We start from the raw sequence: 15,236 nt of genomic DNA, 5'->3' as shown, positions 1-15,236 counted from the left end.
GATGCTGACACTGGAATCGGCCACGGTTCGCTTCGGCGAACGTGCGGCGCTCGACGGGGTGGATCTGGAGGTCGCCGAGCACGAGATCGTGTGCGTGCTGGGGCCGAGCGGCAGCGGCAAGTCGACGCTGCTGCGGGTGGTCGCCGGACTGCATCCGCCGGACGGCGGCCGGGTGCTGCTGGACGGCTCGGACCAGGCGGGGGTGCCGGTGCACCGGCGCGGTCTCGGTCTGATGTTCCAGGACCACCAGCTGTTCCCGCACCGGGACGTCGGCGCCAACGTCGCCTTCGGACTGCGGATGCGCGGGGTGTCGCGGCGCGATCAGGAGCACCGGGTCGGTGAACTCCTCGACCTGGTGGGCCTGCCCGGCGCCGAACGACGGGCCGTTGCCGCGTTGTCCGGCGGCGAGCAGCAGCGTGTCGCCCTCGCGCGGGCGCTCGCTCCACGCCCCAAGCTGCTGATGCTGGACGAGCCGCTCGGCCAGCTCGACCGCGGCCTGCGTGAACGGCTCGTCGTCGAACTGCGCACGCTCTTCGGGCGGTTGGGTACGACGGTGCTCGCCGTCACCCATGACCAGGGCGAGGCGTTCGCCCTCGCCGACCGGGTGGTGGTGATGCGCGACGGGCGGATCGCCCAGGTGGGTACCCCGCTGGAGGTCTGGCAGCGGCCCGCCTCCGCCTTCGTCGCCCGGTTCCTCGGCTTCGACAACGTGGTCGAGGCGACGGTGACCGGCACGGCCGCCGACACGGTGTGGGGCACGGTGCCGGTGCCCGAGGGATCGCCGCAGGGGGCGTGCGATCTGCTGGTGCGCCCGGCCGGGGTCCGGATCGGTGCCCCGGGCGACGGGCTGCGCTGCACGGTCGGGACGCGTACCTTCCGGGGCAACCACGTCGCCGTACAGCTGATCCCGGAGGGCGGTCCGGTGCTGGAGGCGGAGTGCGCGCTGCGGGACGCGCCGGAGGAGGGTGCGGCGGTCGGGGTCGGCTTCGAGGCGGCGGAGACCGTCGTCCTGCCCGCTGCCTTCTGACCGGACTCGTGTGGCCCGGCACTGGCCGCGGTCACTGGACCGGCCGAGCGACGTCCGCCGGTCCCGCCCGCCGTTTTCCGTGGTGTCCCTGCAAGCTGGAGGGACACGCGGAAGGTCCGGAACAACTCATCGAAGGACGGGAACAATGACCGGTTCAGCACGCGAGGGCATCGACATCACCCGCATCCTCGACGCCCCGCGGGAACGCGTCTTCGAAGCGTGGACGACGCCCGAGCACTTCGCCGCCTGGTACGGCGGGGACGCCGAGGTTCCGCTCGACCGGGTCTCGATGGACGTCAGGCCGGGCGGCGCCTGGAGCCTGGTCATCGTGGTGCCGGGCACCGAGATGCCGTTCCACGGGGTCTACCGCGAGGTGGTCGCGCCCGAGCGGCTGGTGTTCACGCTGAAGGATGCCACCGCGCCCGCCGATATCGAGGGCGAGACCGTCACGGTCACGTTCACCGACCGCGGCGCCAAGACCACGGAAATGGTGTTCACACAGCGCGGCGGCAACCTCACGGCCGAGCAGTACGCGGCGGCCGAGGACGGCTGGGAGGCCTTCTTCGACGCGCTGGTGGCCCGTCTCGCGTCCCACTGAACCGGAACCGCTTCCGGTTACTGGCCGGCTCCCGGCCACGGGTCCGCCGACAACCGGGCGAGCGCCTCGGGTGCCTCGTCCACCGTGTCGACGAGCGCGATACGCGATCCCATCGTCCGGCCGTCGGCCAGCGCGCGCAGCAGCGGCCAGGCGGGAAGCTCCCGGGTCCAGTGCGTGCGGCCGACCAGCACCATCGGGGTCGGTCCGCCGCGCGAGCCGTAGTAGTTCGGCGTCGCGTTGTCGAAGATCTCCTGTACGGTGCCGGCCGCGCCGGGCAGGAAGATCACGCCCGCCGTGGAGCGGGCGAGCAGTCCGTCCTCGCGCAGGGCGTTGGCGAAGTATTTGGCGATGTGGTCGGCGAACGGGTTCGGCGGCTCGTGTCCGTAGAACCAGGTGGGGATCGACACCGAGCCGCCGCCGTCCGGCCAGCGTTCTCGTACGGTGAAGGCGGCCAGCGCCCACGCGGTGACCGACGGGAGGAACGAGGGGGTCGCGGCCAGCATCCCGCAGGCCTTGTCCAGCATCGGATCGGGGTGCGGCGCCGCGTACGCCCCGAGGTTCGCGGCCTCCATCGCGCCCGGCCCACCGCCGGTCGCCACGGTCAGGCCGCCCCGGGCCAGCGTCCGGCCCAGCCGGGCCGCCGCCGCGTACCGCGCGCTGCCGCGAGCGGTGGCGTGGCCGCCCATCACCCCGACGACGCGGGCGCCGACGAGGTGTTCGTCCAGCGCGTCGGAGACCGCGTCGTCGTGGAGAGCGCGCAGCATCGATGCGAAGGCGTCGCCGCTCGCCCGGGTCTCCTGGAACCAGCGGTACGCGCGGGCATCGGGCGTCGCCGCGTAGCCGCCGTCCATCAGCCCTTCGTAGAGCGCGTCGGGAGAGTAGAGCAGACCCCGGTACGGATCGAAGGGCAGCCCGGGCACCGGCGGGAAGACGATCGCTCCGTCGGTCCGGACCTTCGCGGCCGCTTCGGGCGCCATCCGGCAGCCGAGGAAGACCGTGCCGGACGTGTCGGCGGCGAGCAGAGCGGCGCTGCGGTCCGTCAGGTCGACGGACTGCACCCGCTGTCCGGCCAGCGTTCCGGCGGCGACCGCCGAATCGAACGCGGTAAGCGACTCGATTTCCGAACCGGACGGACCCGACGGACCCGACGGACCCGACGGACCCGACGGACCCGACGGACCCGACGGGCTGGGTGGATCCGACGGACCCGAGGGGCTGGGTGGACCGGGTGGATCCGACGGACCCGAGGGGCTGGGTGGACCGGGTGGATCCGACGGACCCGACGGGCTGGGTGGACCGGGTGGATCCGACGGGCCGGGAGTGCTGGGTGGGCCGGGTGGATCCGACGGATCGGACGGACCGGTCGGACCCGTCGGTCCCGAGGGGCCGGGTACGGGTTTGCTGTCGTCCGGGTTCTCCACGGTGTCATGCTACGTAGCGGCCGAGACGCGCGGGCGCCGCCCGGAGGCGGCGTCCTCAGGCCGTCAGCGGCAGCGCCGCCAGCTGGGCGATCAGCCAGGTCAGCGGGGCGAAGACGATCAGCAGCGTGGCGGCGCGCAGCGCCGTCGCGGCCCGGAGCGCCGAGGCGGGGGCGCCGAGCCTCAGCAGCGCCTGCGCCGTCCGGGTGCGGTCCTGCCGGGCCTCCAGCGCCGAGGTCAGCAGCGTCGCCGTGGTGCAGCCGAGGACGAGCACCGCGCCCAGTTCCGTCAGCGGGCCGAAGGGGCGCGGCTCCGTCCCGTACAGCGCGTAGGCGGCGGCCACCGCGGAGAGCACCGCGCAGACCACACCGAGCGGCCCGCCGATCCGTCGCGCCTCGTCCATCAGCACCCGGCCGGCCAGCAGGCGTACGGCGCCGGGGCGCACCGCCTGCAGCAGCCGCCCGCACAGATACGCCAGGCCGGGTCCTGCCATGGCCAGGCCGATCGCGGTCAGCGTCCAGCCCGCCAGCACTCCGGCCGGGGTGGCATCGAGCCTGCCGGGGAGCGGGAGCAGGCTGCGTCCGTCGCCGCTCATGTACGCCTCGATGGCGAGGCCGGTCGCGGTCAGCGCCACCCCCCACGGCAGCCCCGTCGGGGGTGTCGACGGCGTCGGCGGCGGGTCCTGGGGCAGGGCGTCCACGGAGTCGTCGTCCCCGACCGTCGCCGAGACCCCGGACGCCGTCGAGACCGGCCGGGTGCGCAGCGCCAGCGCGCTCGCCGTCGCCGCGGACACCGGGACCAGGGCCAGCAGCACGAGCACCGCCGCGAGCGGCAGCGGGGCGTCCGCGTCGAGCAGCCCGGCCGCCGCACCGTCGAACGGCAGCCCGGACAGATCACCGCGCAGATGGAGGAAGAGCAGCAGCGCCACCATCGACCCGAGGGTGCAGGAGACGGCGGTGGAGACCGCGGCGAGCACCGTGAGCTTCACCGGCCCGAGGCCTACGGCGGACAGCCCGGAACGCGGCCGGGTACTCGGGTCCGTACGGGCCACCGCGACCGCGAACTGCACGGTGGCGGCGAGCGGCACGACGCACCACAGCAGGCGCAGCACGGCCCCGGTGGGCTGTGCCGGGTGCCCCGACGCGTAGCCCAGGGCGCACAGCAGCAGGAAGCCGACCCCGGCGGACGCGGCCGCGACCAGCAGCCGCCGCATCAGGACCAGCGGATGGGAACCCCGGGCTAGACGGAGAGCGAGCACGCCGCGTGGCCCTCCGCATCGGATACGGCGGGCAGGGCGACGGTGGCGACGCGGCGGCCGTCGAGCAGCGGGACCGTACGATCGGCGAGGGCGGCGACCTCCGCGTCATGGGTGGCCAGCACGACGGTGATGCCGTGCGAGCGCGCCGCGCTGGTGAGCGTGCGCAGCACGTGCGACCGGTCGGTGCGGTGCAGGGTCGCGGTCGGCTCGTCGGCGAAGATCACCTCGGGTGAGGCGGCCAGCGCGCGGGCCACGGCGATCCGCTGGCGCTGTCCCTGGGGCAGCGCGTGCGGTCGTTTCCTGGCACACGCGCCGATGTCGAGCCGCTCCAGCCAGTCCAGGCCGGTCTTCTTCGCCTCCCGGTGCGAGGTGCCGCGCAGCAGCAGCGGAAGGGCCACGTTCTCCCAGGCGTTCAGCTCCGGTACGAGCTGGGGCTCGGGGGCGATCCAGCCGAACCTGTCGCGGCGCAGCCGTTCGCGCAGCCGGGGGCCCATGGTGTGGACGGGGACGCTGTTGAACCACACCTCGCCCTGCTGGGGCACCAGTTGACCGGACAGGCAGTGCAGCAGGGTCGTCTTGCCGCTGCCCCTGGGGCCGGTCACGGCCAGGATCTCGCCGTCGTGGACGCCCACGGAGACGCCGCCGAGGGCGGGTGAGCCGTTGTGGGAGTGCTGCAGGGAACGCGCCCAGATCACGTCGTTGTCCGGCGGGGCCACCATGGCGTACACCTCGGTTCAGATCGTAATTCCCGTCCCCCGTACGGGGGAACGAAGAGGGTGCCGATCGGTCACTCGGCACCGTAAGGATTCGAACCGCGGTGTGGGCACAGCACACGGCCCGGGTGCGCCCCTTCCCACTCGAATGGGGGCATCCGGGCCGTGTGGACCGTATGAAAATGACCGCTGCGATCCGGTCATGTGGTGGTCAAGCGGCGGTCAAGCCGCGGGTTCCGTCCGGTGGATCACCGCAGGACGGAACCCGGCCCGCCGGGCCGGCGGGCGGACAGGGGCGATCGGTCGGCCGATCCGTGGTCGGCCTGCCGTCGCACCGCTGTCAGAGCTTGGTCCACGCCTCGGTGAGGACGGTACGCAGAATGCCCTCGATCTCGTCGAACGTCGACTGGTCGGAGACCAGCGGCGGCGCGAGCTGGACGACCGGGTCGCCGCGGTCGTCGGCCCGGCAGTACAGGCCGTTGTCGTACAGCGCCTTGGAGAGGAACCCGTACAGGACGCGCTCGGTCTCCTCGTCGGTGAAGGTCTCCTTGGTGGCCTTGTCCTTCACCAGCTCGATGCCGTAGAAGAAGCCGTTGCCTCGGACGTCGCCGACGATCGGCAGGTCGAGCAGCTTCTGCAGCGTCGTGAAGAAGGCGTTCTCGTTGTCCAGGACGTGCTGGTTGAGGCCCTCGCGCTCGAAGATGTCGAGGTTGGCGAGGCCGACCGCCGCGGAGACCGGGTGGCCACCGAAGGTGTAGCCGTGCAGGAAGGTGTTGTCGCCCTCGTAGAACGGCGCGGCGATGCGGTCCGAGACGATGCAGGCACCGATCGGGGAGTAGCCCGAGGTCATGCCCTTGGCGCAGGTGATCATGTCCGGCACGTAGCCGAACTTGTCGCAGGCGAACATCGTGCCGAGACGGCCGAAGGCGCAGATGACCTCGTCGGAGACGAGCAGCACGTCGTACTTGTCGCAGATCTCGCGCACGCGCTGGAAGTATCCGGGCGGCGGCGGGAAGCAGCCACCGGCGTTCTGCACCGGCTCCAGGAAGACCGCGGCGACGGTCTCCGGGCCCTCGAAGAGGATCTCCTGCTCGATCTGGTCGGCGGCCCAGCGGCCGAAGGCCTCCGGGTCGTCGCCGTGGATCGGGGCGCGGTAGATGTTGGTGTTCGGCACCTTGTGCGCGCCGGGGACCAGCGGCTCGAAGGGGGCCTTCAGGGCCGGCAGACCGGTGATCGACAGGGCGCCCTGCGGGGTGCCGTGGTAGGCGACCGCACGGGAGATGACCTTGTACTTGGTCGGCTTGCCCTGGAGCTTGAAGTACTGCTTGGCCAGCTTCCAGGCGGTCTCGACGGCCTCGCCGCCACCGGTGGTGAAGAAGACCTTGTTGAGGTCGCCCGGCGCGTAGTCGGCGAGCCGCTCGGCCAGTTCGACGGCCTTCGGGTGGGCGTAGGACCACACCGGGAAGAAGGCGAGCTCCTGGCCCTGCTTGTACGCCGCCTCGGCGAGCTCGTGACGGCCGTGACCGGCGTTGACCACGAACAGGCCGGAGAGGCCGTCGAGGTAGCGCTTGCCCTGGTCGTCGTAGATGTAGGTGCCCTCGCCACGCACGATGGTGGGAACGGGCGCGTTCTCGTAGTCCGACATGCGGGTGAAATGCATCCACAGGTGGTCGTACGCGGTTCGGCTGAGGTCCTTGCTCACGGCTATCGGGTTCCCCACATATAGGTCTGCTTCTTGAGCTTCAGGTACACAAAGCTCTCGGTGGAGCGCACGCCGGGGATGGCCCGGATGCGTTTGTTGATCGTTTCCAGCAGGTGGTCGTCGTCCTCGCAGACGATCTCCACCATCAGGTCGAAGGAGCCCGCGGTCATCACCACGTACTCGCACTCGGCCATGGCCGACAGGGCTTCCGCGACGGGGTCGAGGTCTCCCTCGACATTGATCCCGACCATCGCCTGCCGCCGGAAGCCCACGGTGAGCGGGTCCGTGACGGCGACGATCTGCATCACGCCCTGGTCGAGCAGCTTCTGAACCCGCTGTCGTACGGCCGCCTCGGAGAGGCCGACGGCCTTGCCGATCGCGGCGTACGGACGACGTCCGTCCTCCTGGAGCTGCTCGATGATTGCGAGGGACACGGCATCGACCGCTGGGGACGATCCGCTCCCGGTCCTGGAGTCTGCGCTGCGACTGGCCACGCATCCACTGTGCACTGGGACTCGTCTGTCTGGCAACCCCAGATCAATGAAATTCGTTGTCTGAAGGTCTGGATCTCACTGAATCCGAAGTTCACGGCGGTTGGGCATGTCGAAAGCGACACCTGAGCGACTAGGCTGGTCATCTCATCCACTGGACGTGTCGACAGGAGGGGTGGTTGTGACCACCGAGGTGCGCCGTCTGCGCAACTACATCAACGGAGAGTTCCGGGACGCCGCTGACGGGCGGACCATCGACGTGGTCAACCCGGCGACGGAAGAGGTCTACGCGACCTCCCCGCTCTCCGGTCAGGCCGATGTCGATGCCGCGATGGAAGCCGCCGCGGCCGCTTTCCCCGCCTGGCGTGACGCCACGCCCGCCGAGCGCCAGAAGGCCCTGCTGAAGATCGCCGACGCCTTCGAGGAGCGCGCCGAGGACCTCATCGCCGCCGAGTCGGAGAACACGGGCAAGCCGATCGAGCTCACCCGCACCGAAGAGATCCCGCCGATGGTGGACCAGATCCGCTTCTTCGCGGGTGCCGCGCGGCTGCTCGAAGGCCGCTCGGCCGGTGAGTACATGGAGGGCCTCACCTCGATCGTCCGGCGCGAGCCGGTCGGCGTCTGCGCCCAGGTCGCGCCGTGGAACTACCCGATGATGATGGCCGTGTGGAAGTTCGCCCCGGCGCTCGCCGCAGGGAACACCGTCGTGATCAAGCCGTCCGACACCACCCCGGCGTCGACCGTGCTGATCGCCGAGATCATCGGCCGGATCCTCCCCAAGGGCGTCTTCAACGTCATCTGCGGCGACCGTGACACCGGCCGCGCGATGGTCGAGCACCCGACCCCGGCGATGGCCTCCATCACCGGTTCGGTACGGGCCGGCATGCAGGTCGCCGAGTCCGCAGCCAAGGACGTCAAGCGGGTCCACCTGGAGCTCGGGGGCAAGGCCCCGGTCGTCGTGTTCGAGGACACCGACATCGCCAAGGCCGTCGAGGGCATCTCCGTCGCGGGCTTCTTCAACGCGGGCCAGGACTGTACGGCCGCGACCCGCGTCCTGGTCCACGAGTCCATCCACGACGAGTTCGTCACCGCTCTCGCCAAGGCCGCCGCCGACACGAAGACCGGGCAGCCGGACGACGAGGACGTGCTGTACGGCCCGCTCAACAACGCCAACCAGCTGAAGCAGGTCAGCGGCTTCATCGACCGCCTCCCCGCCCACGCCAAGGTCGAGGCCGGTGGTCACCGGGTGGGCGAGAAGGGCTACTTCTACGCCCCGACCGTCGTCTCCGGCCTTCAGCAGGACGACGAGATCATCCAGCACGAGGTCTTCGGCCCCGTCATCACCGTCCAGAAGTTCTCCGACGAGGCCCAGGCCGTCGCGTACGCCAACGGCGTCGAGTACGCCCTGGCCTCCTCGGTATGGACCAAGGATCACGCCCGCGCCATGCGGATGTCCAAGAACCTCGACTTCGGCTGCGTGTGGATCAACACCCACATTCCGCTCGTCGCCGAGATGCCGCACGGCGGATTCAAGAAGTCCGGCTACGGCAAGGACCTCTCCGCGTACGGCTTCGAGGACTACACCCGGATCAAGCACGTCATGACCTCGCTCGACGACTGACGCCTCGTCCGTTGTCGCGTACGGCCCCGGGTGCGAGCCCGGGGCCGTCTCCGTTCCCCGGGCATCGACAGGGTGTGCGGACGGAACGGGTTCCGCTGGACGGTTGGTCCATTGCCCGCACCGTCGCCCGACCGGCATCCTGCGCAGGTGCGAGCGACCCCGAAGAACCCCATGACCCGCCGGACCCTGCTGCGCGCCTTCGGGGCAACAGCGGCCGGTGCCACACTGGCCGGCTGCGGAGTGCCCGCCGCCTATGTGGAGCCCGGTGACCGCACCGGACGCGACAGATCGGCGAGCGACCGTTCCCTGCACTTCGCGAACTGGCCCCTCTACATCGACACCGACGACGAGAACACGTCGAAGCGGCCCACCCTCGACGCGTTCGGCAGGCGCACCGGGATCTCCGTCACGTACACCGAGGAGATCAACGACAACGACGAGTTCTTCGGGAAGATCAGCCCGGCGCTGATGAACCACCAGGAGACCGGCCGGGACCTGATCGTCATCAGCGACTGGATGGCCGCCCGGTTCGTACGGCTCGGCTGGGTACAGGAGATGGACCGGGCCGCGCAGCCCAACGTCGCCAAGTACCTGGATCCGCAGCTGCGTTCGCCCGCCTTCGACAAGGGGCGGACGCACAGTGTTCCCTGGCAGTCAGGGATCACCGGCATCGCCTACAACCGGAAGAAGCTCGGCCGGGAGATCAAGCACACCAGCGATCTGTGGGCCGACGAGCTGCGCGGCAAGGTGACGCTGCTGTCCGGGCTCGACGAGTCCTTCGCCCTCCTGATGCAGGGCAACGGCGTCGACATCACCCGCTGGCGGCGTGACGACTTCTACGAGGTCTGCGACCAGGTGGAGAAGCTGGTGAAGAAGAAGCACATCCGCCGCTTCACCGGCAACGACTACATCAAGGACCTGTCGACCGGCGATGTGCTCGCCTGCCAGGCCTACTCCGGCGACGTCATCCAACTCCAGGCCGACAACCCGGAGATCGAGTTCGTGGTGCCCGAGGAGGGCGGCGAACTCTGGGCGGAATCGCTCATGATCCCCAACCTCGCCCGCCACAAGCGCAATGCCGAGAAACTCATCGACTACTACTACGAACCCGAGGTCGCCGCGGAGCTGGCGACCTGGGTCAACTACGTCTGCCCCGTGCCGGCCGCCCGCGAGGTGCTGGCCTCCTCCAAGGACGAGGAGACCGCCGCCCTCGCCGAGGATCCTCTGATCTTCCCCGACGACGCGATGCGTCGACGACTGGCGATCGCCCGCGACATCACGTCCGAGGAACGCACCGAGTTCGCCAAGAAGTGGAACTCCATCGTCGGCCTGTGAGCCGGACCGGAGGCGGCGTAAATGGCCGGTAAAAAGGGGCGTACGCTGCGGGCATGAGCGAGTGAAGAGCCCTGCTGAGACGCATACGCGTGTGGTTGGCCGTCTTTGTCGTGTGTCTGGTGCTGAGCGGGCTGACCGCCTTCCCGCTCGTCCATGAACTCCACTGGGCCGAGGACCTGCTGAGGTCCTCGGCCTCTCCGGTTCCCGAGCACTTCCCGGCCCTGATGGAGTGGATCACCCGGGTCCGCGCCGGTCTCGACGAGGCCGACGCGAAATACCCCTTCGTGCTGTACGGCACCGACTGGCTGGCCTTCGCGCACCTCGTCATCGCGGCCGCCTTCTACGGCCCCTACCGCGACCCGGTTCGCAACATCTGGGTCATCGAGTTCGGCGTGATCGCCTGTGCCGGGATCATCCCGCTCGCCCTGATCTGCGGGCCGATTCGCGGCATTCCCTTCTGGTGGTCCGTCATCGACATGTCGTTCGGGGTCTTCGAGGTGATCCCGCTGCTCCTCGTGCGCCGCATGATCAAGAGGCTGGAGGCACTGCCGCGGACGCCGGACCCGGTGGCCGGATCCGCGGCCGCGGCAGGGGTCTGAGTCACCCGGCCGACGGGGCGCCGAAGGCGGCCACCACGATGTTCATCGCCGTGGTGTTCATGCCCCCGCCCTTCGCGTCCGTTGCATTGACGCCGTAGAAGAGGGTCCGGGAGAGATCACGCGTGGCCGCGACGGCGATGAGTCCCGGCAGTTCGGCCAGCGAGGGCTGAGGCCGGCGCGGCGCATTCGGCGGGCTCTCGTTCTCACGCAGCACGCCGAGTATCCGGCGCAGCTGCGTCATGGCATCGCGGCCGGTCTCAGAGATCGCGTCGAACGCCGCCTCGGCGCGTTCCGGCGCGGTACGGACCGCCACCGGTCCGGCTTCCGCCTGCACGATCATCAGGCTCACCGCGTGCGACAGGATGTCGTGCATCTCCCGGGCGATCCTGGCCCGTTCGCGGACCGCCGCCTGCTCGGCCTCGATCCGGTGCGTCAGCTCCAGCTGCCGGGCCCGGTCCTCCACCGCGTTGAGATAGGCCTCGTGCGTCACGGTGAACCAGCCGAACGCGCAGGCCGCGCAGAACACGAAGAGGGAGAAGAGCAGCTCCCGGACCTCACTGCTTTCGAGTCCGACCGAGAACACCACCGACACGGTCGTGAGCACCCCGATCGCGAGCCGATTCAGCGGCGAGGAGAGTTCGGCCACCGTGTAGAAGGCCACGAGGCCGGAGTACGGAAGCGGCTGGCCCGGACCGTCGACGGCGAACTTGTACAGACCACCGGCTGCGAGCACGGCAAGCAGGACCGCGACCGGCGCCCGCCGCCGGGCCACCAGCGGCAGCACGGTCAGTGTGGTCAGTCCGTACGCCGCCCACGTCGCGTCCGGCAGCTCCGGGGCGCGTGGGACGACGAACGGCATGGTCACCGCGGCCTGCACCAGCAGCGCGACGGTGAGGTCGACGGCCCAGGGACCGGCGCTGCGCGGCCCCGGGCGCGCACCCACATCTCCCTTACTCCCATTACGGCTTCCGCGCCACCGCGCCGAACTGGGCGACCTCCACCGCCCCGGGCTCGGCGCGCCAGCGCGCGCAGGACACGATGCCCGGCTCCACGCGCTCCAGCCCGGTCAGGAACGCGGCGAAATCGGCGCGGCTGCGCGCGGTGATCGGCGGGGTGGCGTTCTCGTTCCAGAACCGCATCGCCGCCTCGTTGCCCTCGCCGCCCAGCTCCAGTGTGGGATGAGTGAGCACCAGATGGCTGCCGGACGGCATCGCGGCCATGAGGGTCCGCACGATGCGCTGCGCCTCGGCCGTGTCGAGGACGAAGTTGAGGACACCGAGCAGCATGACCGCGACCGGCTTCCTCAGGTCCAGCGTCGGCTCGGCGGCCCGGAGGATCTCCTCCGGGTGGCGGGCGTCCGCGTCGATGTACTCGGTCGCGCCCTCCGGTGAGCTGGTGAGCAGCGCCCTCGCGTGCGTCAGCACGATCGGGTCGTTGTCGACGTACACGACGCGGGAGCCCGGCGCGGTGTGCTGGGCGACCTCGTGGGTGTTGCCGGCGGTCGGCAGGCCGGTGCCGATGTCCAGGAACTGCCCGATCCCCACGTCACCGGCCAGATACCGGACGGCCCGTCCCAGGAACGCCCGGTCGGCGCGCGCCACTTCACCGATACTCGGGTACATGCCGCTGACCTGGTCACCGACCGCGCGGTCCACCGGGTAGTTGTCCTTGCCGCCGAGCCAGTGGTTCCATACCCGCGCGTTGTGGGCGATGTCGGAACGGATGCGGTGGTCGAGTGGGGTGGCTTCGGTCACTTCTCTGCTCCTCCGGCTCCGGGGGCATCACGGCGGATGCGGCGGTGCCCATGATGCCGGGTCGATCAAGAGGGGCCGGTGGACGGGGAGTTGGCGAGGATGCTGCGGAGTGTGTCCACCCGGTTGGTGGTGATCGAGTCCACCCTGTGCCGGACCAGGCGGCGCATGGTGCGCCTGGTGTCGGCGGTCCAGGCGGAGACCAGCAGCCCGTCCCGGTGGAGCCGGTCCGTCAGCTCCCGGTCCACCAGGCCGAACCGGTAGTTCAGCCACCGTGGCCGCACCGCGTCGAGCAGCGTGGCGCGCGGCGGTGCGAGCGTCGTCCAGGTCAGGGCGATCTCGGCGGACGGGTCGGCGGCCCGCACCCGCAGCATGGCCTCGGAGCCCGCGCAGTAATACACCCGCTCACCGGCCCCGCACTCGCGCACCACGCCGATCGTCTTGCGTACCGAACCGTCCGTGCAGCCGGGCAGATCGATCATGACGCGGTGCGCCCCGGCGGCGAGCAGCGCCTCGCGCAGGGTGGGCACACCGCCCCCGGTCAGCCCGCTGAGCTCCTGGTGGGTCAGCCGGTCCAGACGCAGGTCATGGCCCCACAGCCGGTCCAGCGTCGCGTCGTGCAGCAGGACCGGTACGCCGTCGCGGGTGACCCGCACATCGATCTCGACCGCGTCCGCTCCCTGTGCGAGCGCGGAGCGGATCGAGGGGAGGGTGTTCTCGCGGACCCGGTACGGATCGCCGCGGTGGGCGACGGCGGTGACAGTGGTGGCCATGGGGCCATTGTCACCGCCGTGGGCTCAGCGGCCCGTGCGCTCCAGCCAGTCCGACGTGTACGCGTCGATCTCGGCGGCCAGCGCCCGCTTGCCGGCCGCGTCGAGGTACGAAGCGTCGACCGCGTTCTTCGCCAGCGCGGCGAGGCCCCGCTCGTCCAGGCCGAGCAGACGGGCGGCCACCCCGTACTCGTTGTTGAGGTCGGTGCCGAACATCGGCGGGTCGTCGCTGTTGATGGTGACCAGGACGCCTGCCTGCACCATCTCCTTGACCGGGTGCTTCTCGATGTCCGCCACCGCTCGGGTCGCGATGTTCGAGGTCGGGCAGACCTCCAGCGGGATGCGGTGCTCCGCGAGGTGGGCCAGCAGCTCCGGGTCCTGGACGGAGTGGGTGCCGTGGCCGATGCGCTCGGCGCGCAGATGGGTCAGCGCGTCCCAGACGGTCTGCGGCCCGGTGGTCTCCCCGGCGTGCGGCACCGAGTGCAGGCCCTCGGCGATCGCCCGGTCGAAGTAGGGCTTGAACTGCGGGCGCTCCACGCCGACCTCCGGACCGCCGAGCCCGAACGAGACGAGCCCCTCGGGCCGCAGGTCCACGGCGAGCCGGGTGGTCTCCTCGGCCGCTTCGAGCCCCGCCTCACCGGGAATGTCGAAGCACCAGCGCAGGACGACCCCGAGCTCCTTCTCCGCGGCCTTGCGGGCGTCCTCTATCGCCTCCATGAACCCCTGCTCCGGGATGCCGCGCCGGGTCGAGCTGAACGGGGTGACGGTCAGCTCCGCGTACCGGATGTTCTGCCGGGCCATGTCACGGGCGACCTCGAAGGTCAGCAGCCGGACGTCCTCCGGGGTGCGGATCAGGTCCACGACGGAGAGGTACACGTCGATGAAGTGCCCGAAGTCGGTGAAGGTGAAGTAGTCGGCCAGCGCCTCGGGGTCGGTGGGGACCTTCGAGTCGGGGTGGTGCGCGGCCAGTTCGGCGACGATACGGGGCGAGGCGGACCCGACATGGTGGACATGCAGCTCCGCCTTGGGCAGCCCTGCGATGAAGGGGTGCAGATCGGGCATCGGACTCTCCGGGGCGTGGAACGGTGGGGGTGCCGGGCGTGGTCGGCCGGGCAGGGGACGGGGATCATCGTAGGCCGGGTCCTGCCGTGCGGGGCCGGGCCGTAGCATGACGGCATCACGATGGGGGAGGCCCATGTCAGACAACACAGAGCAGCCCGCGGGCGGGGGCGCGCCACTCGATCCGTGGGCTCCGCCGGACAGCAGGGTGCCGCTGGAGAAGCCGGCCGGCGATCCCCGGCCGCCTGCTGTCCACGATCAGCCGACCGTGACCTCGATGCCGGGGGCCGGGGACGGTCCCGCACCCGCCACGGGGCCCGGCGCCGGAGCACCGGCCGGGCCGGCGCAGGGCGCCGGAGCCGGCTTCGGTCCCGGGTTCGGCTCCGCGGAGATACCGCCGCCGCCGATCGCACCGAACGGACCGGGCCAGCAGGTCCCGCCGGCCGCGGGACAGTACGGCTACCCGGCCGCGCCGGCCCCGCAGTACGGCGGCTATCCGGGGTACTCCGCCTATGGCCAGGCACCGTGGGGCGGATCCGCGCCGTCCAACGGCATGGGTGTCGCAGCCATGGTGCTCGGCATCCTGGCCGTCTGCCTGTTCTGCATCTACGGCATACCCAGCCTGATCCTGGGCGCACTCGCCCTGATCTTCGGCATCCTGGGCCGTAAGAGGGCGCAGCGCGGCGAGGCCACCAACAACGGTCAGGCACTCGCCGGGATCATCCTGGGGTCCATCGGCCTCGTCATCGGTGTCGCGATCATCGGCTTCTTCATCTGGCTGTTCGTCGCCCACGCCGACGAGTTCGACAACAACACCTACAACGACGACCCGTACTCCACGTCTCTGGTCGTCGACGTCAGCCGATAGCGGAGGTCGAACGCCGGTGCCCGGAC

15 protein-coding genes are annotated in these 15,236 nt (G+C 70.7%); 6 read left to right on the top strand and 9 right to left on the bottom strand.

The genetic code is table 11. The features are described from left to right. Position 1 precedes the first annotated feature (1 nt). Positions 2–1,027 carry an ABC transporter ATP-binding protein gene (locus ACFU8Q_RS16315; protein WP_384453616.1) on the top strand — a complete coding sequence of 342 codons (1,026 nt, stop codon included), beginning with the start codon at positions 2–4 and terminating at the stop codon, positions 1,025–1,027. A gap of 145 nt (positions 1,028–1,172) precedes the next feature. Beyond that, positions 1,173–1,625 (top strand): SRPBCC domain-containing protein, encoded by a 453-nt coding sequence (locus tag ACFU8Q_RS16310; protein ID WP_384453613.1) that lies wholly within the window; start codon positions 1,173–1,175, stop codon positions 1,623–1,625. Positions 1,626–1,642: 17 nt separating this feature from the next. Here ACFU8Q_RS16310 and ACFU8Q_RS16305 read toward each other — a convergent pair whose 3' ends face one another. The 5 genes from ACFU8Q_RS16305 to ACFU8Q_RS16285 form a co-directional block, all read right to left on the bottom strand. Further along, positions 1,643–2,743, bottom strand: coding sequence for an LOG family protein (locus ACFU8Q_RS16305; protein ID WP_384453650.1), 1,101 nt, complete (start codon positions 2,741–2,743; stop codon positions 1,643–1,645). 358 nt (positions 2,744–3,101) lie between these two features. Continuing rightward, positions 3,102–4,301 (bottom strand): hypothetical protein, encoded by a 1,200-nt coding sequence (locus ACFU8Q_RS16300; RefSeq protein WP_384453610.1) that lies wholly within the window; start codon positions 4,299–4,301, stop codon positions 3,102–3,104. After that, complete coding sequence (locus ACFU8Q_RS16295) at positions 4,283–5,020, bottom strand: ABC transporter ATP-binding protein (RefSeq protein ID WP_384453608.1); 738 nt, start codon at positions 5,018–5,020, stop codon at positions 4,283–4,285. The genes ACFU8Q_RS16300 and ACFU8Q_RS16295 overlap by 19 nt, the downstream gene beginning before the upstream one ends. Before the next feature lie 334 nt (positions 5,021–5,354). Beyond that, a complete protein-coding gene (locus ACFU8Q_RS16290; protein WP_384453604.1) occupies positions 5,355–6,734 on the bottom strand; it encodes an aspartate aminotransferase family protein in 1,380 nt (459 codons plus the stop codon). After that, positions 6,719–7,225 (bottom strand): Lrp/AsnC family transcriptional regulator, encoded by a 507-nt coding sequence (locus ACFU8Q_RS16285; protein WP_266748981.1) that lies wholly within the window; start codon positions 7,223–7,225, stop codon positions 6,719–6,721. The genes ACFU8Q_RS16290 and ACFU8Q_RS16285 overlap by 16 nt, the downstream gene beginning before the upstream one ends. Positions 7,226–7,388: 163 nt before the next feature. Here ACFU8Q_RS16285 and ACFU8Q_RS16280 point away from each other — a divergent pair, with 163 nt between their 5' ends. From ACFU8Q_RS16280 to ACFU8Q_RS16270, 3 genes are all read left to right on the top strand, one after another. Next, a complete protein-coding gene (locus ACFU8Q_RS16280) occupies positions 7,389–8,828 on the top strand; it encodes a gamma-aminobutyraldehyde dehydrogenase (RefSeq protein ID WP_384453601.1) in 1,440 nt (479 codons plus the stop codon). Between the two features lie 171 nt (positions 8,829–8,999). Further along, positions 9,000–10,163: a spermidine/putrescine ABC transporter substrate-binding protein gene (locus ACFU8Q_RS16275; RefSeq protein WP_384453648.1), complete on the top strand. Its 1,164-nt coding sequence runs from the start codon at positions 9,000–9,002 to the stop codon at positions 10,161–10,163. Between the two features lie 89 nt (positions 10,164–10,252). Beyond that, complete coding sequence (locus ACFU8Q_RS16270) at positions 10,253–10,762, top strand: hypothetical protein (protein WP_384453598.1); 510 nt, start codon at positions 10,253–10,255, stop codon at positions 10,760–10,762. A gap of 1 nt (position 10,763) precedes the next feature. Here ACFU8Q_RS16270 and ACFU8Q_RS16265 read toward each other — a convergent pair whose 3' ends face one another. The 4 genes from ACFU8Q_RS16265 to ACFU8Q_RS16250 all read right to left on the bottom strand — a co-directional run bounded on the left by ACFU8Q_RS16265 (position 10,764) and on the right by ACFU8Q_RS16250 (position 14,345). Next, positions 10,764–11,705 carry a sensor histidine kinase gene (locus tag ACFU8Q_RS16265; RefSeq protein WP_384453596.1) on the bottom strand — a complete coding sequence of 314 codons (942 nt, stop codon included), beginning with the start codon at positions 11,703–11,705 and terminating at the stop codon, positions 10,764–10,766. Positions 11,706–11,721: 16 nt separating this feature from the next. After that, positions 11,722–12,516 (bottom strand): SAM-dependent methyltransferase, encoded by a 795-nt coding sequence (locus tag ACFU8Q_RS16260; RefSeq protein WP_384453593.1) that lies wholly within the window; start codon positions 12,514–12,516, stop codon positions 11,722–11,724. Positions 12,517–12,581: 65 nt separating this feature from the next. Beyond that, complete coding sequence (locus tag ACFU8Q_RS16255) at positions 12,582–13,286, bottom strand: glycerophosphodiester phosphodiesterase (protein WP_384453590.1); 705 nt, start codon at positions 13,284–13,286, stop codon at positions 12,582–12,584. 24 nt (positions 13,287–13,310) lie between these two features. Further along, the gene (locus ACFU8Q_RS16250; protein WP_384453588.1) at positions 13,311–14,345 is read right to left on the bottom strand and encodes an adenosine deaminase; all 1,035 of its coding nucleotides are present in this window, start codon (positions 14,343–14,345) and stop codon (positions 13,311–13,313) included. A 133-nt stretch (positions 14,346–14,478) separates the two neighbouring features. On the opposite strand from ACFU8Q_RS16250, the gene ACFU8Q_RS16245 reads away from it, so the two are divergent. Then, positions 14,479–15,210, top strand: coding sequence for a DUF4190 domain-containing protein (locus ACFU8Q_RS16245; RefSeq protein ID WP_384453585.1), 732 nt, complete (start codon positions 14,479–14,481; stop codon positions 15,208–15,210). Positions 15,211–15,236: the final 26 nt, after the last annotated feature.

The organism is Streptomyces sp. NPDC057543 (assembly GCF_042801895.1).
Taxonomy (GTDB): Bacteria; Actinomycetota; Actinomycetes; order Streptomycetales; family Streptomycetaceae; genus Streptomyces.
This window is presented reverse-complemented; position numbering and strand designations above follow the sequence as displayed.

Coding starts and splice junctions, on each gene's coding strand:
- ACFU8Q_RS16315 (WP_384453616.1), top strand. CDS start 2: ATGCTGACACTGGAATCGGCCACGGTTCGCTTCGGCGAACGTGCGGCG.
- ACFU8Q_RS16310 (WP_384453613.1), top strand. CDS start 1,173: ATGACCGGTTCAGCACGCGAGGGCATCGACATCACCCGCATCCTCGAC.
- ACFU8Q_RS16295 (WP_384453608.1), bottom strand. CDS start 5,020: ATGGTGGCCCCGCCGGACAACGACGTGATCTGGGCGCGTTCCCTGCAG.
- ACFU8Q_RS16275 (WP_384453648.1), top strand. CDS start 9,000: ATGACCCGCCGGACCCTGCTGCGCGCCTTCGGGGCAACAGCGGCCGGT.
- ACFU8Q_RS16255 (WP_384453590.1), bottom strand. CDS start 13,286: ATGGCCACCACTGTCACCGCCGTCGCCCACCGCGGCGATCCGTACCGG.
- ACFU8Q_RS16250 (WP_384453588.1), bottom strand. CDS start 14,345: ATGCCCGATCTGCACCCCTTCATCGCAGGGCTGCCCAAGGCGGAGCTG.
- ACFU8Q_RS16245 (WP_384453585.1), top strand. CDS start 14,479: ATGTCAGACAACACAGAGCAGCCCGCGGGCGGGGGCGCGCCACTCGAT.